This is a genomic window from Kitasatospora sp. NPDC085879 (assembly GCF_040686255.1).
Classification (GTDB): domain Bacteria; phylum Actinomycetota; class Actinomycetes; order Streptomycetales; family Streptomycetaceae; genus Kitasatospora.
This window is the reverse complement of the sequence record NZ_JBFBJZ010000026.1, coordinates 75,684-93,677: the sequence shown is the minus strand read 5'-3', so window position 1 is coordinate 93,677 and position 17,994 is coordinate 75,684. Positions and strand designations below refer to the sequence as shown.

Here is a 17,994-nt window from a genome sequence, read left to right as displayed (position 1 = left end):
GCCCCTAGATGGTTGGCGGAGGATCAGGATGTTTCGGGCCTTCCGGGCCGATCGGAGGACGTCATGAGTTTCCGGATGCAAGGTCCGGTCCGGCTGGTCGGGCGGGCTCCCGAGGTGGCAGCGCTGGCGGGGCTGGTGCAGGCCACGGCGGACGGCCACGGCGGCAGTGGGGTCGTGAGGGGCGAGGCCGGCATCGGCAAGACGGCGTTGTTGGACACGCTGGCCGCCCAGTGCCGGCGTGCGGGGTTGCTGGTCCTTCGGGGGGCGGGCGCGAAGCTGGAACGGCGGGTCCCGTTCGCGGCGCTGCACTCGTGCCTTCGGTCCCGTGTCGGCGCGCCGCCGTGTGATCTGGACCGGGTGTCGCGTCTGTTGCGCGGTGAAGGCGCGGCCGCGGGCAGCGACTGGGACGTGGCCATCTCGGAGGCTTTCGTGGAGGTGGTGGGCCAGTGGTTCGCCACCGCTCCGGGAGCCCTGCTGCTGGACGACCTGCACTGGGTCGATCCATCGAGTGCTGCGGTACTGGGCCGCCTGCTGGGTCTGTTGAACCACCTACCGCTGCTGATAGTGGCGGCTGGCCGGCCCGCGCCGGAAATGGCAGGGCTGCTGAAGGAGTTCGAGGCCCGCGGGTCCGAGTCGTGGGACCTCGGCCCGCTCACGCCGCCCGCCGTCGCCGAGTTGGTGCACGACCTGGCGGGCGGCCGTCCGGGCGCAAGGCTGCTGAAGCGGGTGGAACCGGCTGCGGGAAGTCCGTTGTTCCTGACGGAGTTGGTGGCCGCCTACGAGCGGCAGGGCGACCTGTGTGTGCGCGACGGCGTGGCCGAGATCGCAACCGGGCCCGACGGCGGGGACGGGTCGCTGCCGGCCGGTTCACTGGACGAGGTCCTGGTCGACCGGTTCGGATGCTTCGCGCCGCAGGAGCAGGACGTTCTGGAGGTCACAGCGCTGCTCGGTGCCGCCGTCACCCCGCAGGACGTGTCCACCGTCCTGGGCATACCGCTGCGGGAGGTCCTGGAGGCGGTCGGCGGGGCAGTCCGTTCCGGCGTACTCGTCTACAACGGAGGCCGGTTGACCTTCCGCCACGAGCTGATCCGACAGGCCCTGGCCGACCGGATGCCGTCCACCACCCGCAGCGCGGTGCTTGCGCACGCCGGGCACGCCTTGGCTGCGGCTGGCACTCCGGTGGAGCGGTCCGCGCAGTATCTGCTACTTTCCGACCAGCCGTTGGACTTCCGCTCGGTGGACTGGCTGGACGCCAGCGCGGACGCACTGGTGATGCGGGCACCGGAGCTCGCCGTGGACCTGCTGGAGCGCTCCCTGCAGGCTGTGCAGCCCGGGGACGGGCGCACGGGGCGACTGCACCATCAGCTTGCCAGAGCCCTGCTGCGGGGCGGGAATCCGGCCGCCGCAGAGCGCTGCGCCCGGGCGGCGCTGTACACCCCACGTGCCGGAGAGCCTGCAGCTGCGGTGGGACAAGAGGCCGCGCTGCGTTGGCAGCTGGCCCTTTCGTTGCTGCATCAGGGGATGCTTGACCAGGCCGTCGAGGAGGCGGAGGCCGCCATCGCCTCGGACGGTGTGGGTGCGGTCGAGGCAGCCCGGTTCCGGTGCTTCATCGCCCAGTGCCACGGTTTCTCGGGGCGGTTGGACCTGATGGCCGCCGCGGCAGAGGGAGCCCTGGCCTGCGGGCGGGCGAACCAGGATGCCTACTCCACCGCATTCGGTCTGTATCTGCTGGCCGGGATGCGGGCGTCCGCTTCGCATCCCGGCCAGGCCTTGGAGCTGATCGACGAGTCGCTGGCGATCCTGGGAGACCTTGATGTCAGTCCCGACCTGCCGATGATCCCGCACTTTGTGCGGGGCTTTGCGCTGGTGGAACTCGACCGTTTCGCCGAGGCGCGCCGCGAGTTCGTCACAGGTCTGCGCGACTGCGAGTACGGAGGCACGGTCTTCCAGGTGTGGTACCACGTCGGGATGACGCAACTCGGGTACTACGGGGGCAGGTGGGACGACGCTCTGACAGAGATCACGGCGGGCGTGGCGACCAATGACCTCCTCGGGGTCGGCGATGCGCTGCGCAGCATGCAGGCGCTGATCGGCGTCCACCGCGGTCGGGCCCGGGAGTTCGCCGACCTGGTCGAGCACCCGGACCGGGGTTTCGCGGCCGACATCTACGAGTTCGCGCGGCGCTGGGCCAGGGCGCTGGTCCGGGAGGCGGCCGGCGCACCGGGCGACGCACTCGATCTGCTCTTCGACTCCTGGAAGTACGGCGTGCGGGAGATGTCTCAGGACTACCTCCGCTGGCTCTGCCCGGACATCGCCCGGCTGTGCCGTCGGTTGGACCGCACTGATCTGCTCGGTCATCTCACCGCGGAGTTGGGGCGGCTGGCGGCACGCGGTTCGACAGTGAGCATTCAGGGCACTGCCTCGCTGGCCCGCGGGCTGTTGGAGAGCGACCCGGATGTGCTGGGGGAGGCCGCAGGAGCGTTTCGTATGGCGGGCCAGCCGCTCGCGGAGGGATACGCCCAGGAGGGAGCCGCCGAGGTTCTCGCCGGTGCGGGTCGCACCGAAGAGGCGGGCGCCGCGCTCGACGCCGCGCTGGCCGTGTACGGGCAGCTCGGGGCGGTGTGGGACGCCGACCGAGCAAAGCGCAGACTCGCTGAGGCGGGTGTGCGTGTGGCCCGGCCGTGGCGGGTCCGGCCGACGACCGGGTGGGGGGCGCTGAGCAGCACCGAGCATCTGGTCACGGCCCTGGTGTCCGAGGGGTGCTCCGACCGTGACATCGCGGGGCGGCTGCTGGTCTCTCCGCGCACGGTCACGCAGCACCTGGTGAGTGTCTTGGGCAAGCTCGGGCTCTCCACCCGCGCGGAGCTTGCCGCGGTGGCCCGCCGGAACGGCACGACTGTACAGGCTCCCGCGTCAGCGCCGTTCTGACGCCTGGCCGGTACACCGGCCCGTCGAGCGGCTTTCACGGCAGTAGTCGCTCCTGCCAGCGGGCGAATCGCTGCACCGCGGCTGCACCGACACCCCACGGCCATGAGGTAACGACGGCGCCGAGCGCTTGGAACACCGTGGCAGCCTCGTCCGGTCGCTCTGCCGTGACCAGCGCATGGGCCAGGAGGTTCAGGTCGGCAGGGGCGGCGGCGTGAGTGAGGGCACGTGGCCTGGTCCAGGATGAGACCGCCTCGTCCAGGGCCTGCCTGGCGACAGGTGCGCTCCAGCAGTGCCGGACGTTGAGACCGCCGACGCCGGGTTGGGAGACCAGCCGCAGGTAGTTGTCGGTCATCGCAGCCAGGTGAAGGCCGACGGCCGGGGTGCCGGGCGAGATCTTCACGGCAGTGCGGCTCTCGGACGTGGCAGCGGGTCCAGGGCGGCCCGCGGGAGGTCGCCGCTCGGGCTGCCGTGGCACTGTCGGAAGTCGGTGGGCAGGCGCCAGAAGATGTTGGTACCCACCTGGCCGGTGTGTCCGGAGAGGCCGAGGTAGGTCGCGGCGGCGATCGCGACCTCTGCGGTCATCAGGCTGAGAAGCGCTCTGGTCGACACGTCAACGGAACGGTGGCGGAGCAGCCCGCACAGGGTGGGCAGGATCCAGGAGACGTGAAGGCCCAGGGCCGCGAGCACCATGCTGGTGAAGTATCCGAACGCCCCGGTCAGGCCGACGGATAGCGCCGTGTAGGAGAGCAGGGCCGGCATGGCCGTCCCGACGCCCGCAGGTCGGCCCAGTCCTTGTGTCACACAGGTGTACAGAGCACCGGTGCTGACCACGCGCCGGCGCAGTGCCGCGCAGCCCACGCAGAAGCAGAGCTGCACGGCTGCGGCGAAGGCAAAGGCTCCGGGGAGTCCTGGGCCGTTACGAGAGCGGGGGCGAGCGGGAGGTTGCCCACCATGCTGGACAGCGGCCCGGCGGCTGCGACCGCCAGGACCGCCACGCGCCCTGCGGACAAACGCCGTCCGACGTCCCGCCCGCCCTTGCCGCCCCTGCCGCCCGCCGCGGGCGGGAGCGTGTTCACCGGTCGTTGTGGCACCCACACAGTTCAGAGGGACGGACTCGACACCCGGAAGGTGCCAGAGGCCCCATTACTGCGGGCCCCGGAGCCCGTTTCGGGGATGCACACGCCCCCTGCGCGGTCATGCTCCGAAATCCGCCGGAGCCGTCGTTGCCGCGGCGAGCTTGTCCACCAACAGGTGCATGCGGAGGGCGACTTCCGCGACGTCCGCCAGCGCAGAGGCGGATACTGCCAGGTAGCTGGTCTCGTCGACGGCCAGGAGGAACACGAAGCCGCCGACGAACTCGATCAAGGTCTGCTGCCAGGGTGTGGCGTCGGGTCCGCACAGTTCGGCCGCTCTGCAGCTGCCGGACTGCAGGGCGGCGAACTTGGCGGCCTGGTCGCCCGCCACGTGACGGGCGATGCTTTGGGGGTGGGCGCGCAGCGAACCGTCGTGGGACAGCAGGATCGCCTCGCGCGTACCGTGGGCGGCGAGAAGGCCGTCGAGCAGCTGTCCCACCGGGTAGTCCGTCGGGTGTGCGTGATTCACAGCGGGTTCCTCTCGGATTCATTCGGCCGGGTGGCCGTTGCGGGTCTGTCTGACGAACTTCGCCATGGGCCGCGCGAGCCCGTCGGCGGCGTGGTGCGGTGCGGTGGGCGCCTCGTCGGGTGCCGGCCGCTCCTGCTCTGCCGCCGCGGCCAACAGTTCGGCGGGGAGAAGGAGCATGGCCTGTACTCCGCCGTGCGGGGATCGGGCTCCGACGTGGACGCGGAAGCCATGGCGGGCCGCCAGCAGTCCGACGACCGGCAGGCCGAGTTGTGGACGGTCGCCGAGGCTGCACAGGGTGGCGGGCTGCGGTCCTGTCAGCATGGCGTTCGCGCGGCGTAGTTGTTCGTCGTCCATGCCCGGTCCGCTGTCGTCGATGGTGATCACTGCGCCATGGGGTGCCAGTTGGATTCCGACGTCGACCAGGGTGTCAGGCGCGCAGTGGCGGGCGGCGTTGTCGAGCAGTTCCGCAAGGGCGACGGCCACCGGTTCGACGGCCTCGCCGACGACAGTTGTCTCCACCGGCAGGCCCGGCTGGATGCGGCGGTAGTCGCGGATGCGCGAGGCGGCGCCGCGTACCACATCTGTCAGTGGTGCGGGCCGGCGGCGGCGGACCGCGCCCGCTCCACACAGAAGCCCGACAGCCTGGGCTCGCCGCCCGAACTGGGCATTGACGTGATCGATCTCCAACAGCCCTTGGAATACGTCGGGATCGGCGTGGCGTCGCTGCATGGCGGCTATCAGCGCCTGCTGTTCGTCGGCGAGTGCCTGGAGGGAGTCCATGGCACTGCTCACTACGATGTGCGCCTTTTGCTCCGCCTGGGATCGGGCCTCCTCGACGACCGCCATGAGGTCCACCACGGTGTCGAGACTGGCCGCGAACGGGGTTCCGGCGAGCCCGCCGTGCCGGGGTGCGTGCAGGTCTTCGGGCGGAGAGAGCAGGTTGTCGGCAGTGGCAGGCAGCGTACGGGTGGCGAGGTGCGCGGCTTCCTCGTCGCGCAGGCGGGCCGCGGTCAGCAGCTCCGTGACCTGCCGGGCGAGGTCGGTCCTCTCCCGTCTGACGCGAAGTAGCCTGGCCTGGCAGAGCAGGAGTACCGCAAGCAGGCACCACAGCAGGGCTATCGCCAGGGATTGCGTCATGAGGGGTTCCTCGGGAGGTAGCGGTTCGGGTCGGCTTTGCCGGCGCTGCGTCAATCGGGCTTTTTGAACGTGTCTTTGTGTGTTCAGAGCGCCTGGTTCCCTGATCCAACCTCACTGGTTTCGCGCCTCGACGTCACTCGTGCACAGTGCACTCCCCTCCGATGTGCACGGTGCCCGATGCAGCTCCGGTCGCCGATTACCGGGTTGCTGTTCCGCCGGAAGGGCGGCGGTGCTGCCGGGTGCGCGCTGCGGCGCGCACCCGGCAGCACCGGGGCTCAGCTCTCCTCGAAACCCTCGCCGGCCATGACCTCAGCGAGCGAGCGCTCCACCGTCGCGGCGGGCAGACAGAAGCGCACCGCCAGGCAGTAGATCGCCAGGCTGAACACGGCCAGGACGGGGAACGCCCAGGTGAAGCCGAGGACTCCGCTGCCGCCACCGAACGGGCCGAGCGCGCTCAGCACGGCAAGGCCCGCCAGCCAGGGCCCGACCCACAGACCGGCCCGCAGGTCGAGCGGCTGCCGGACGCCATGGGCTCCACGCCCGCGCAGGCTCTGCACGGCGAACAGCACGAGACCGAGCAGGATCGCGATGAACAGCTTCCGGTCGGTCTCCCAACCGGTCCAGAACACGATCAGGTTCGAGGAGTAGAAGGCCAGGAACGGGACGACATCGCCGAGCGGGAGCTTGAAGGGCCTTGCCTGGTGCGGCACTCGCCGTCGCAGCGCGGCAACGACCAGCGGGCCCGATCCGAAGGACAGCACCGTGGCGGAGGTGATGAAGCCGACCATCTTCTGCCAGCCCGGGAAGGGCATGAAGAAGACCAGCCCGGTAACGAAGGTGAGGATGATGCTGACCCACGGCACGCCCCGCGGGCTGAGGTTGGCCAGCGACTTGGGCGCGTTGCCGTTCTTCGCCATCGCGTAGGACAGCCGAGAGGTAACGGTGGTGTAGATCAGGCCGGTGTCGGCCGGGGAGATCACTGCGTCCGTGTACAGGAGGGTGGCCAGCCAGGGCAGGCCCAGCAGGGTCGACAGTGCGGCGAGCGGGCCGAAGGCATTGGGGAAGTCCAGCGACGACCAGCCGTGGGCGAGCAGGTCCTCGGGAAGCGCGCCGATGAAGGCGATCTGCAGAGCCACGTAGATCACCATGGTGATGACGATGGAGCCGATGACCGCAATGGGGACGTTGCGCCGCGGGTTCTTGCTCTCGCCCGCCAGGTCGACGCCCTGCCGGAAGCCGAAGTAGGAGAAGACTACGCCGGCGGTCGCGATGGAGGTCACGATCCCGGACAGGCCGTTGGTGGCGAAACCGTGGCTGTGGAAGTTGGCCGGGTGGAAGGCGGTACCGAGCAGGGCGACGACGACCAGCACGATGATGAGCAGCTTCCACCACACCAGGATGGTGTTGGCCTTCTCGAACAGCTTGACGCCTACGACGTTGATCACGCTGAAAAGCGCGAGGAAGCCCACCGCGACGGCGAGTCCCCCACCGGTCAGGACGGGGACACCACCGTCCGAGCGGGTCAACCAGGGTACGTAGTAGGTGGCGTACTGCAGGGCGCCCTCGACCTCGATGGGCGCCACCGACGCCGCCGCCAGCCAGTTGATCCACCCGGTGGTGAAGCTTGCGAACGACCCGAAGGCCAGGTGCGGGAAGCGCACGGCCCCGCCGGACATGGGAAGCATCGCGCCGAGTTCGGCGTAGGCGAGGCCGATCAGCATGATCATGAATCCGCCGAGGATCCAGGACACGATCGCGGCCGGCCCTGCCTGCCGCGAGGTGCTGAGCGCTCCGAAGAGCCAGCCGGAGCCGATGATGGAGCCGACACCCGTGAAGAGCAGCCCAAGCAGTCCCACGTCGCGGCGGAGGCCGCCTGGGGCCTCCGCCGAGGATGAGTGCTTCTGGGCTTGCGCCAGCGTCATGGTGATCCCTCTTCGATTAAGGGGACGGGGGATGTGCCGTAGGGCATGCCTGCGGGCCGCGCGGGGGCACGGGCCGAGGAGGTGGGACGGATGGGAACGCGGCAGCCGACTCCGCGGACGTATCAGGTACGCGGGGCCGAGGCCGAAGGCTTCGACAGGCCGGCGCACCTCGAAGGAGCGCTCGCCGTATCCGCCGTCTGCGCCGGGCACGAGAACGCGGTACCAGGCCGACGGCCAACGCGCACCCGATCAGACTTCCCGGTCGTGGGGGCCAGGTCGTCCCGTCGGAATTCTTCCCGCTCCGTCAGCTCAGGTACCGCATCTCGCAACCGCACTCACCGGGCCGCCCGATGAATCCTTCGCCTTCCCATCGGGGTGGGTTCGGCGTGGGGATTCGATTCGGTTTTCTCATCATGTTCTGATGATTTCTACCCGGCGTTTCCAACCGCTCTGAGCCTCACGTGCCGACCGCCGGGTGTCAAGGCACACCCGGGCACATCTGAGGTTCCCTTGAGGGTCTTTGGGCCCCCGGTACCGGGGCCTACAACCAGCGGGCCCCGCTCAGAGCGGCATGGTTCTACCAGAAGCTGGCGACTCCGATGCCCCAGCCCATGTCGGCCGCCCCGGCCGCCACGACCACGCCGAGCCCGGCGAGGAGCAGCACCGCGCGAAAGCGCCGCACCGGGTGCCCCGTCTTGCGACCGGTATTGTTTTCCGCCATCTTGACCTGACTTTCCCCGGGGATTTTCGGCTCGCTCCGCGGCTGGTTAACCCCCGATTTTTGGGTTTCCGAATTTCGAGGGTAGCGATTCATTGCCGCCGGCCAAAGGTGTTCAGCGGCGATTGGTGCCATGGGCCCAGAGGCGCCGGTTCCCGGCCGGATCGGCGATCATCAGAACGGCGACCAGTTCGGCGAACCCGATGGCCAGCAGGACATCGCCGAAACTGAACATCACGGCGCCGCCGGCAAGCGGGAAGATGTCGCCCAGCCAGGGGAGGGCGGCGTGCGATGTCATGACGACATGTTTGGCGTCCAGCACCCCGCCTGCGGCTTGGGGCACCCCGACCCAGTGAGGGGGCAGAACGACGGGCATCCTGCCGTTGGCTGCGATCACGGCAGCGTTGCATGCGGCACCGGCGGACCCGACGGCCAGTGGCGCGCGTGCGCGCGGCAGGCCGGCGCTGATGTTGCGGACCGCCCACACCCCGATGACCTCGTACGAAACGACCAGGAGCGGGATTCCCTGCGCCCGGGCCCAGTCGCCGGCGACCGGGAGGTACCCGTTCAATGCGTTGACGAGCGCAGCCGCTCCCAGCAGCCAGCCGTACCGCAGGTCGGCATTGCCCAGATTGGCCAGTCGCCCGCCTGCCAGGTAGCCCAGCAGTACCCCGGCGGTCATGGCCGCAAGGACGGTCATCGGGACGGCTCGTGCGAGGCGTTGGCGGGTGCCTGTGCGTCCGGTGCCCGGGGCGCGGCCCGGTGCCCCGTCCGGACACGCTGGGCGGAATGGTCAGGTGTCCGCACGGCTGCCATGCCCATCCCACTCCTCGGTCTTGCAGCTTGCACGGCGCCACTGCGGCCAGGCCGGGAACCGGCTCTCTTGGGCGCGCAGGTTAGCTGGTTCTTCCGCTCGGTCGGCAGGCCCAAATTCGCCGGCGCCGTGGAACTCGCGGTACCCGTGCTCCGGCAGCGCGGAGGGATGGGTCTTGCGGCCTACGGGTCGGCGGGTGACGGGTCAGTGCGCCGGGTCTGCCGGTCGACCGCAGTCGGCCAATTCGAGTTCCCCTAGCGCGGCGAAGGCGAAGAGGGGGTCGCAGATGCTGGAGGCGTTTCCGACCAGTCGGCGGCGGAGCACCTGTTCTGCCCGGCGCAGGCGGGCGCGGACGGTCTGGGTGTGCACGCCGAGCTGTTGGGCGCTGTGGCCGATGTGGCAGTGGCAGGCCAGCCAGGTCCGCACGGTGGTGCGCAGGTCCGCCCTGTCTCTTTCAAGACGGGCCAGGAACTCGCGGGCCCAGGCGCGGACCGTCGGCTGGTCGAGGAGGTCCACGAGTTCCGGGGCCGGTCCGGGGTTCGGGTGCAGCGGGTTGCGGCCCTGCAGTTGGAGGGCGAGGTCCAGGATGGCTCGGGCATGGGCGTGGCCGAGGTCGAGCCCCAACAGGGCGGTGGCGGTGGCCGTCCGGGTTGCCACGGTGTGGCGGTGGAGGCCCAGGACTTCCGCTGCCTGGACGCCGTGGAAGCGGACGGCGATGCGCAGAGTCGAGGTCAGTGGGTCGCGGGTGTCCGACGGTAGGTGGAGCAGCGGTTGCAGGAGGTTCCGGGCCCAGTGCGCGGCGCGGCTGCCCAGGACGGTGGCGAGCTGGGCTCTGGGGCCGATGTCTGCGGACTGCTCTCTGCGGAGCCGGGCGAGGGCCAGGGCTCGGGAGGCCTCGTGGTGGGACCGGGCCGTCTCGGCCACCGGGACGGTTGTGCCGCGGCGGAGGAGGCGTCCGGGCCCGTCTGCCCCGACTTGGCGCAGGACTCTCGCGAGCGCGTCGGTCTCATGAACGCTGCCCCGCTCGTGGGCGGGCTCGACGACGATCAGGCGGTCGGCCGAGACCGGGCAGCGGACGGTGAGGGCCCTGCCTCGCAGGCGGGCCGCGCACTCCCGTTCGGCCTCGTCGCGTTCTCCCGGTGGGACCTCCAGGAGGTGGACGGTGGTGTTCGGCGCGTCCAGCAGACCCGGGGTGATGTCCTCGGCGCAGCGCCTGGCGCCGTCCGTCTCGCCCGCCATCAGCAGATGGAACACGGCCAGGTTCAGGGCGTCCTGCGTTGCCCGGGCACGGATGCGGCCGGCCTCCGCATGGTGGGTCTGAAGCACGAGGGCGAACAGCCCGGCCGCTTGCGTGATGGACTCCTGGGCCTTGCCCCCGAACGGGTCACCGCCGAGGACGGCCAGTACGTGGTGCGGTGGTCTGGGTCCGAGGGCGAGGAGCGCGAACGGCAGTCCGTCGATGTCCGTCCCGGACGGAGTCGGTCGGCCGGCGCGGGTCTCGGAGACCGCTTCAGAGGCATTCGCCAGCTGTGTCCAACTGCCGGCGGGGGCGGCGGCTACCGGTGCCCCCGCCGGACCCACGAGGACGACAGTCGCCCGGGTGGTACGGGCCAGCCAGTCGACCATCCGCTGCGCAGTGTCCGGGCTGGGCCCGTGGCGGACCACGTCGAGCAGTTCACCGAGCCGGTCCGCATGGTGCAGGTCTTCGCGGTGTCGCTGATCGCTGACGTCCTGAGCCAGACGCTGCCAGGACATGCCGGCGGCGGCGGACAGCAGGGGGATGCCGTACCGGGCGGCCTGCCGGGCGAGGACCGGAGAGATGCCACCGCTGCCCTGGCGGGCGGCCACGGCCAGGGCGGAGGCCCGCAGGCTGACCAGTCGCCGCAGTAGGACGTCGGCGCGGTGCGGGTCGGCGAACCAACCGCCTTCGGCCCGGACCGCCACAACCAGGTCGCGCAGCCCGGTCGCGGCGGCGAGTGAGCCCCAGGTCCGGTCACCGTCGAGAGTGGGCCACACGCCGGAGACGGGGCGCGCGGCAGCACGTTCGGAGAACTGGTCGGCGAAACGGAGACCGGTCGTTCCATGGACCAGGGAGCCCAGTGTCGGCACAGTGCGGAGTCGCTCTCATGTCGGGATGGGCGGCGCGCAGGAACGCCGCGGACGGTCGGCTTGCGACTCTGGGCCTGACGGCATCGCGGTAGTGCGGTCGCCTCGGAAATCGCCGGTTCATGGAATCCGAGCCCGGAAACGCTGTCAACGTGTGGCCGGTGCATCTGCGAAAGATGGGCCGCCCAAAATTCGCCCGTTCGCCATTTGGGCCCGTGGGCTCTGGTGCGGCCCGGTGGCACGCAAGTTGACTGATCTTCATTCTGTGCCCGTGCGGCCGCACGGGCGATCCGCCGGGCCCGCTGAACGAGGACGGCCGGGGACCCGGCGCCGTGGTGCCCGCATCCGCAGTGCATTCCTGACCGGCTGCGTGCCTGCGGGGCGGCCCTGTGCCTCCCGCCGTACCGCGGTGCACCGAGTGCCCGCGCACTGCCGAAGGAAAAATGCATGCTGAGAAGGACCCACCGCCTTGCAGTCCGTTCGGGCCTGCTCGCCCCCATGCTCCTCTTCCTCTCCGTCCTCGGGGACCCGGCCGCTCGGGCTTACTCGGATCTCCCGAACGCGTCCCAACAGATCGTCAGCGACGGCGGCAGGGTGCTGGGCGGGCAGAGCGGTGGCGCGGGTGCGCAGGTGCGCCTTCACACCGTCACGGCCGGAGCCGGCAAATGTCTCGGGATGGCCCCTCCCGCCCGGATGGGGGCTCCGCTGGTGCTCTGGGACTGCGGCACCAGCACTGTGCAGTCGTTCACCCAGCAGGACAACGGCGACGGCACCTGGTCGTACTGGGTCCCCGGCACGACACCGGGGTCCCGGTACTGCATTGATTCGATAGCGGGCCACCACAACAACGGGACCGTCATCGGTTTCTACCCCTGCTCCGGGGCCAACGACCAGAAGTGGGTGGTGGGGCCGCGCAGCCAACTCCAGGCGGTGGACAGTCCGGGCAAGTGCATGGACGAGCGATACTCCCGCACGGACAACGGCACCGTGATGTGGCTGTGGGACTGCGGCAACGACCCAGGTCCGATCCCGGCCGGCGTCGCGCGGCTGCCCGCCCCAGGCATCGCCACGACGAAGCCCCCCAAGCCGACGGCCCCTGCTACAAACCCCCTGCCGTCGGCAACCTCTGTAGGTCCGACATCCTCCGCCGCGACCGCATCCGCCGCTCCCGCCCCGTCCACGGCGGCCGGCGGCAGCCGGACCACGCCGGGCGTGTCCTCCCCCAGCGCAGTCCACCCGCTGCCGGTCGGTTCCGAGCCGTCCGGGGCCTCCGGCTCGTTGACGCCCGTGCTGATCGCCCTGTGTGTCCTCGTACTGCTGTGGCGGATGACCGCGTGGCGGCCGTCGCTGTCGGCGTGGCTCACACGGCTGGCCCCAAGGAGGCGGCCGCTGCGGTGGCGGACGGACCGGCTGGCTCCACCCGTCGGCGCCGTTACGGGCCGCACGAGTTCTGTCCTCACCGGGTCGGCCTCGCCAGGCCCCGACGTGCCTTCGCCCTTGGACCCGGCCAGCAATCACTCGGCGGAGGCAGGGAGCGTCACCTCGGAGGACGACGCGGCGCCCACCCCGCCGACCCGGGCGCACGGGCGCTGGGCACGGCTGGTGTCCGAATTCGCGCGTTCCGCCGCGCGCGCCGACAGCGAGGCCTCTGCGCGGCAGACAGGACCGGACTCCTCCTCCGCCTCGCAGCCGTCGGCGGTCCCGGAAGTGCCCGTGCCCGCATCCGGCGAGAACGCGCCCGCCGAACAGGCCCCGGTCACCTCGCCGACAGGGCACGGCACCGCGATTTCGGGCAGTGGCGCCGCTCCCTCCTCCGGGGTCGTACTCGACACTCCGGAGCACAGGCTGGACCCCACGGCCATGGCCCCCTGGTGGCGGCCGGACCCGGACCTGTTCACCGTCTTCGTCCAGTACGACGGGCTCGTGTCGGGTTTCCGCTTCGGGGGGCGCGTGCTCACTCCTCTCCAGTTCGGTGAACTGGTGCGGGGTCAGGAAGACTGGCAGGGCCGCCCCCTCGTTCTGATCGCCCAGGGGCGGATCGGCGGATGGGCCGTACAGCTTCTCGCCGACCAGCTCCAGGTCCCGGTCGTCTCCGGCGACCAGCGGGGCTGGTGGGCGATGCTCCCCCAGCGGCCTGACCGCGGATGGACCCCGGTGGTGCGCCTGGCCGGCTCATGGCCGTTCCCGGACGCAGACAAAGCCCGGCTCCGCCACTCCCCCGATGCCGGCGTGCAGGCGCAACAAGTCCGCAGTTCGGTGGAGGCCATCGAGGTCGACAATCAGGGGCTGGCCCTCCTGAAGCGAGACCAACCAGGTGCACGGCAGCTGTTGGCGGACTTCGCCGACTGGCGTCGAGCCGCCCCGGCGGGCCTGTACGGCGTCGCCGTACAGCGCTCCGACACCGATCCGGGCTGTCCGTACCTGGTAGGCGACAAGCCCCGTTCGGTGTGGGACGTGGCTTGTGAGCTGTGGCGTCTGCGCGAGCACTGGCGGGCCAGCAAGGCGCTGGCGGTGTTCACCGGAATCTCCGACACCGGCCAGGACAGCGAACTGCGTCTGCTCTCGACTTACTTGCAGACTCCGGTGGTCGCGGCGCCGCCAGCGGCGCCCGCGAATCCCGGTGGGGCAGACACGGCCCAGACTGTCATGACGACCGCTGTGTCCGAGGCCGAGACGCCTACCGCGGCCTCCTCGGCCACAGCGCCAGAGGCCGCGTGCCCGCCGGGAGACGCCGCCACGGCTGCTTCGGCCGGGGAAGGAGAGCCCGCCGGTACGCTGCTGGCGCCGGATGCAATGCGGACAGATCACTCCAGTACGCTCCAGGAGCGTTCGGTGCTGCGTGACGCGCTCCATCGCCGATACGACACTCATGCTCGCGCCATCGCCCAGACCCTGGCGACCAATCCGGGTCTGCGGAGGGCGCACTCCGCGCCCAACGACGGCTCTGACATAGGGGACCTGGTCGCCGTACGGGTGCTGGTGTGCGGCGACCGACCGGTGGACCCGCAGGGCCTTCCTTCCTCCCGTGTGGATGCGGCGTGGGCCGCCTGCGTGGCCTCCGGCCTGCGGCGGCTGCCGTCCTACCGAGGGCCGGTTCACTATCAGGGTGTTCCGGCAGGATGGAGGGCCGACACCCTGGTTCCCGGCCGGACCCTGCGCTGCCCGCAGGTGCTCCGCACCTCCCTGCACCCACCCGTCGGCGCCCAGAAGCGGGCCGTGACCGTCGTGTGGTCGTTGAGCGGACGGCGTACGGGCGTCCTGGCCGTCGCCGACACTGCCGAGGAAGCCGTTTTCCCCGGCAACAGCCTGTTTCGCGTGCTGGAGGTCCGCATGGACGACGCCGGCTCGCCGTCGATAGTCCTGCTGAGGGAGCTTCCTGCCGCAGACGGCCATCGGCAGACGGAGAACACGCCCACTGGCGTGCTCGACAAGGATGACCTGACCGTTCGGGCTCTGCTGCTGGCCTGGCTGAACAACGACGGCCCCGGCAAGAAAGCACAGTAGGAATCGCCGTGCGGGTACGATCGCACCCGCACGGCGATTTTCACAACCTTCACGGAAAGGGCTTCGGTCAGAGCGAAGGGCCGCCGAAAAGCATTTTATGATTCCCAGCGAGGCGCCCGGATCACGCCGCACCGGGGTAGCTCTCGAAACCTTGAGAGTTCCCGGTCCACCGGTTCAGAAATACAGAGTCCCTACCTGGACAGAATGCGCCCTCAGGGCCGCTGTCGAACCTGGAAAGGAGGCTCGCCGGAACCTTTCCCGCTCCTCGCACGACCATCGGATTCTCCGCCTCCGCGAGACTCCGATTCAACTTCCCGGGACACGGATTGAGACAGGACAATCGGGCGGATGATTCATTCCTCCGCGACCTGTACGCGGCCTACCACGGCTCTTTGCTGCGCTACGTGATGAAGGTGGGCGGGATCGACTCCCAGGCCGCCGAGGACCTCGTCCAGGAGACGTTCCTGCGGGCTTGGCGGCACTCCGCTACCCTGCGGGAATCCGCCGGGCGGGTGCGGCCGTGGCTGCTCAGGGTGGCACGCAACCTGGTCATCGACGCGAGCCGGGCGCGCAATGCCCGGCCGGTGGAGACGCATTGTCAACCGGTCGATGCCGCCGGTGTTACGGACAGCGCCGAGCAAGTGGTCGAGGCCCGGTGCCTTGCCTTCGCACTTGCCGAGCTGTCCCCTGTACACCGGGAGATCCTGGTGCACCTGCACTGCCTGGACAGGTCCATCGGAGACACGGCGCGCTCCATGGGCATACCGCTGGGGACGGTGAAGTCGCGCAACCACTATGCACTCAGGGAACTGCGGCGCGCTCTGACACGGCACGGAATCCACTGACCGCGGTCCGGCCGGCCTCTACCAGGCCGCCTGGCCGTCGACCCGGTAGGTGACGATCCCCCGCCATTGGTCGACGACCAAGCGCAGGCCATGGGCGTCAAACACCGGCATCAGGCGATGGATACGAGCCCGCAGGGCCCGCAGCGTCATGGGCTCGCGGGCCGTGCCGAGCAGCTGCTTCAGGTAGTGGCAGCAGATCGGCGACCGGGCCTGGACGATCAAGTCGAACAGCAGGCGCTGGCTCGGCGAGGAACCACCGCGCCAGCCGAGCCCCCGTTCCTCGCCGACCGGCAGACAGCGTCTGAGATCGGCCTTGATCCGGGCCGCCAGCTCGGCCAGCGGAACCCCAGGGTCCAAGACGTCGAATGCTCCGGCGCCGAACGCCTCCAACGTGTCCCGCCCCGAAGGGCGCAGCAGCAGCTCCTGCCCCTGCAGGTTCAGCAACATGCCCTGCCCGTGGTGGCGCAGCACCACCACGGGGGCCACCAGCGCGGCGGCCCGAACGAAGTCCGCCAGCCGCTCGCCCTCCACCGAGTGGTGGAGGGCGAGCAGGATCATCGACGGGCGGGGGTCCAGAAGTCCCCGGCAGGCCTTGTTGCTGCCCCAGGGCAGTGCCTTGCCGACCGGCAGTCCCATCCGCTGCAGCCGCGAGACCAGGTCCCTGCTGTATCCCGCATCGACGGTGACCATCACCAGGGGGGTGGCGGTCGCCGATTCCACTGCCGTGCCTGCCCGCGAAAGCGGCGGGGTGGCGGGACGGACTGCCGTGCAGCGCGACGGATCCGTGGCAAGTTCGGTCATCGTGCGCGTCCTCCTGTCGCCGGCTTCCGCCGGGGCCGTGAAGGTGTGTGGGCCTGGGCCTTGGGCCACGGGTTGCCACGAGGATGCGGCGCTCGAAGCCATCGAGACATCCGCCGGGCGACCAGTGATTTGCGCTGTTCTTCGACGGCCCGCCACCGGGCCGGGCTGCGGATCCGGCCGAGATCAAGCGGAGTCGACCTCGGCGCCCAACCACAGGGCCACGGCCGCGGCACGGCTGCGGACCTGGAGCTTGGCATAGATCCGGTTCACATGGTTCTTGACCGTCTTCTCGCTGAGGAAGAGGGTCTTGGCAATCTCGGGGTTGCTCCGCCCGCGTGCAATGTGATCCATGATCTCCAGCTCCCGGCGGGACAGCTCGCCGACACGGCCGCTGCGCGGCGGCGCCACTCTCAGGGTGCGCGTCGAACGGAGCTTCTCGGCCAGGGCGGTGATCGCCCCCGGGGACAGGTGGGCACGCCCCTGGGCGGTGGCCATGACCGCAGTGATCAGTTCGGCAGCAGAGAACTGGCGGTGCACCAGATAACCTGTGGCGCCGACCCGCAGCGCCTGGTCCACGTCGAAGGCCACGTCCCTGCCCGCGAGCACCAGGACCTTGGAGATCCGGGACAGTTCGGCGAGAACGTGCAGTCCCTCGAAGAGCGGCAGGCCCAGGTCCAACAGCACCACGTCGGGGCTCTGCAACTGGGCCAGCTCGAGGGCACGGCAGCGGTCTCCGGCCTCTCCCACGACCAAGGCCCGCCCGTCGCCGTGCAACAGGCTGACCAGCCCCTTGCGGATCACCAGGTCGTCGTCGACGACCAGGACCCGCACCTGGGCCTCCCCCCCGTCGGCCTTCATCTCATCGATCATCAAGTCGCCCCATGCCGGCTTTCCTCTGGCATTCAACGGCGGTCCGCTCCCGGCCGCGCTGTCGAGTTCAGCCTGGCCGGTGCCGGGCGGCGAATGATCCGCCATTCGGCCTGATCGCATGCCTGCCGACCCGCGCCTGGGCCGTCCCCGCCTTTTCGCTGCGACTCTTGGCCAACGGGCCTCGAATGTCAAGCGAGGAATTTCGGCAGATAAAGGCCTCGGCGATAACATTGGGCCGGACCCAGATTATATGGGCCTCGATAGGCCTCTCGATCTCACCTGCGGGCCCGGTACGGTCTACTCCGACCTGCGCTTCAACCCGGTTCTTGAACAGGCGTTCTCAGGATGCGACCCAAGGGCACTGGGCGCACGGACACAATACTCGCCGGTAATTTGGAGAACAAAGTGTCGGACTACACCGCAGTCGATCCGGAGCGTCTGGAAAGGCTCGCCGAGGAGTTCCGGGAGGCTGGCCGGAATCTTTCTGCCTGCATCGACAAGTACACCCAGACCTGCTCGGATCCCCATGACGGCTACGGCACGCTTCCCGCCGGTGTCCAGGCTGCCGAGCAGTACAGTCTGAGCACCGCCGACCTGACCGCCCTCCTGCGGGATCTCCGCACCAGGTACGACCAGTACGCCGACGGACTGCAGGATTCGGCAGCCCTGTACCGGGCCGCCGAGGCGGGCAATCGCGCGGCCGTCGCCGACCTGGCCAGGAGGCTGTGAGGCTGCGGCCTCACAGCC

At 70.1% G+C, this 17,994-nt stretch carries 14 protein-coding genes; 4 read left to right on the top strand and 10 right to left on the bottom strand.

Features of this window, described 5'->3' with window-relative positions:
- Positions 1–63 precede the first annotated feature (63 nt).
- Positions 64–2,928, top strand: coding sequence for an AAA family ATPase (locus AB0P35_RS20945; protein WP_363512575.1), 2,865 nt, complete (start codon positions 64–66; stop codon positions 2,926–2,928).
- Positions 2,929–2,962: 34 nt separating this feature from the next.
- Here AB0P35_RS20945 and AB0P35_RS20940 read toward each other — a convergent pair whose 3' ends face one another.
- From AB0P35_RS20940 to AB0P35_RS20905, 8 genes are all read right to left on the bottom strand, one after another.
- Positions 2,963–3,280, bottom strand: coding sequence for a hypothetical protein (locus AB0P35_RS20940; RefSeq protein ID WP_363512573.1), 318 nt, complete (start codon positions 3,278–3,280; stop codon positions 2,963–2,965).
- Positions 3,281–3,324: 44 nt separating this feature from the next.
- The gene (locus tag AB0P35_RS20935) at positions 3,325–3,687 is read right to left on the bottom strand and encodes a hypothetical protein (protein WP_363512571.1); all 363 of its coding nucleotides are present in this window, start codon (positions 3,685–3,687) and stop codon (positions 3,325–3,327) included.
- Positions 3,688–4,122: 435 nt separating this feature from the next.
- Positions 4,123–4,500, bottom strand: a complete 378-nt coding sequence (locus AB0P35_RS20930; RefSeq protein ID WP_363512569.1) for a roadblock/LC7 domain-containing protein — start codon at positions 4,498–4,500, stop codon at positions 4,123–4,125.
- Positions 4,501–4,548: 48 nt separating this feature from the next.
- Positions 4,549–5,667, bottom strand: a complete 1,119-nt coding sequence (locus tag AB0P35_RS20925; RefSeq protein ID WP_363512567.1) for a sensor histidine kinase — start codon at positions 5,665–5,667, stop codon at positions 4,549–4,551.
- Positions 5,668–5,942: 275 nt separating this feature from the next.
- Positions 5,943–7,589: an APC family permease gene (locus AB0P35_RS20920; protein ID WP_363512565.1), complete on the bottom strand. Its 1,647-nt coding sequence runs from the start codon at positions 7,587–7,589 to the stop codon at positions 5,943–5,945.
- Positions 7,590–8,166: 577 nt separating this feature from the next.
- Positions 8,167–8,442 (bottom strand): hypothetical protein, encoded by a 276-nt coding sequence (locus AB0P35_RS20915; protein ID WP_363512563.1) that lies wholly within the window; start codon positions 8,440–8,442, stop codon positions 8,167–8,169.
- Positions 8,423–9,007, bottom strand: a complete 585-nt coding sequence (locus tag AB0P35_RS20910) for a DUF5317 family protein (RefSeq protein ID WP_363512561.1) — start codon at positions 9,005–9,007, stop codon at positions 8,423–8,425. Before AB0P35_RS20910 ends, AB0P35_RS20915 begins: the two co-directional genes overlap by 20 nt.
- Positions 9,008–9,325: 318 nt before the next feature.
- Complete coding sequence (locus tag AB0P35_RS20905) at positions 9,326–11,137, bottom strand: helix-turn-helix domain-containing protein (protein WP_363512559.1); 1,812 nt, start codon at positions 11,135–11,137, stop codon at positions 9,326–9,328.
- A 588-nt stretch (positions 11,138–11,725) separates the two neighbouring features.
- Between AB0P35_RS20905 and AB0P35_RS20900 the strand changes: the two genes are divergently transcribed.
- Together AB0P35_RS20900 and AB0P35_RS20895 are read left to right on the top strand one after the other, a co-directional pair.
- Positions 11,726–14,731 carry a ricin-type beta-trefoil lectin domain protein gene (locus AB0P35_RS20900; protein WP_363512557.1) on the top strand — a complete coding sequence of 1,002 codons (3,006 nt, stop codon included), beginning with the start codon at positions 11,726–11,728 and terminating at the stop codon, positions 14,729–14,731.
- 326 nt (positions 14,732–15,057) lie between these two features.
- Positions 15,058–15,576, top strand: a complete 519-nt coding sequence (locus AB0P35_RS20895; protein ID WP_363512555.1) for a sigma-70 family RNA polymerase sigma factor — start codon at positions 15,058–15,060, stop codon at positions 15,574–15,576.
- Between the two features lie 18 nt (positions 15,577–15,594).
- Here AB0P35_RS20895 and AB0P35_RS20890 read toward each other — a convergent pair whose 3' ends face one another.
- Together AB0P35_RS20890 and AB0P35_RS20885 are read right to left on the bottom strand one after the other, a co-directional pair.
- Positions 15,595–16,377: a hypothetical protein gene (locus tag AB0P35_RS20890; protein WP_363512553.1), complete on the bottom strand. Its 783-nt coding sequence runs from the start codon at positions 16,375–16,377 to the stop codon at positions 15,595–15,597.
- A 183-nt stretch (positions 16,378–16,560) separates the two neighbouring features.
- A complete protein-coding gene (locus tag AB0P35_RS20885) occupies positions 16,561–17,352 on the bottom strand; it encodes a response regulator transcription factor (RefSeq protein WP_363512551.1) in 792 nt (263 codons plus the stop codon).
- Between the two features lie 300 nt (positions 17,353–17,652).
- On the opposite strand from AB0P35_RS20885, the gene AB0P35_RS20880 reads away from it, so the two are divergent.
- A complete protein-coding gene (locus AB0P35_RS20880) occupies positions 17,653–17,976 on the top strand; it encodes a type VII secretion target (RefSeq protein WP_363512549.1) in 324 nt (107 codons plus the stop codon).
- Positions 17,977–17,994 lie beyond the last annotated feature (18 nt).

What these genes read in the sequence shown, in the direction of transcription:
- AB0P35_RS20945 (WP_363512575.1), top strand. Translation starts at nt 64, where the DNA reads ATGAGTTTCCGGATGCAAGGTCCGGTCCGGCTGGTCGGGCGGGCTCCC.
- AB0P35_RS20940 (WP_363512573.1), bottom strand. Translation starts at nt 3,280, where the DNA reads ATGACCGACAACTACCTGCGGCTGGTCTCCCAACCCGGCGTCGGCGGT.
- AB0P35_RS20935 (WP_363512571.1), bottom strand. Translation starts at nt 3,687, where the DNA reads ATGCCGGCCCTGCTCTCCTACACGGCGCTATCCGTCGGCCTGACCGGG.
- AB0P35_RS20925 (WP_363512567.1), bottom strand. Translation starts at nt 5,667, where the DNA reads ATGACGCAATCCCTGGCGATAGCCCTGCTGTGGTGCCTGCTTGCGGTA.
- AB0P35_RS20920 (WP_363512565.1), bottom strand. Translation starts at nt 7,589, where the DNA reads ATGACGCTGGCGCAAGCCCAGAAGCACTCATCCTCGGCGGAGGCCCCA.
- AB0P35_RS20915 (WP_363512563.1), bottom strand. Translation starts at nt 8,442, where the DNA reads ATGGCACCAATCGCCGCTGAACACCTTTGGCCGGCGGCAATGAATCGC.
- AB0P35_RS20910 (WP_363512561.1), bottom strand. Translation starts at nt 9,007, where the DNA reads ATGACCGTCCTTGCGGCCATGACCGCCGGGGTACTGCTGGGCTACCTG.
- AB0P35_RS20900 (WP_363512557.1), top strand. Translation starts at nt 11,726, where the DNA reads ATGCTCCTCTTCCTCTCCGTCCTCGGGGACCCGGCCGCTCGGGCTTAC.
- AB0P35_RS20890 (WP_363512553.1), bottom strand. Translation starts at nt 16,377, where the DNA reads ATGACCGAACTTGCCACGGATCCGTCGCGCTGCACGGCAGTCCGTCCC.
- AB0P35_RS20885 (WP_363512551.1), bottom strand. Translation starts at nt 17,352, where the DNA reads ATGGCGGATCATTCGCCGCCCGGCACCGGCCAGGCTGAACTCGACAGC.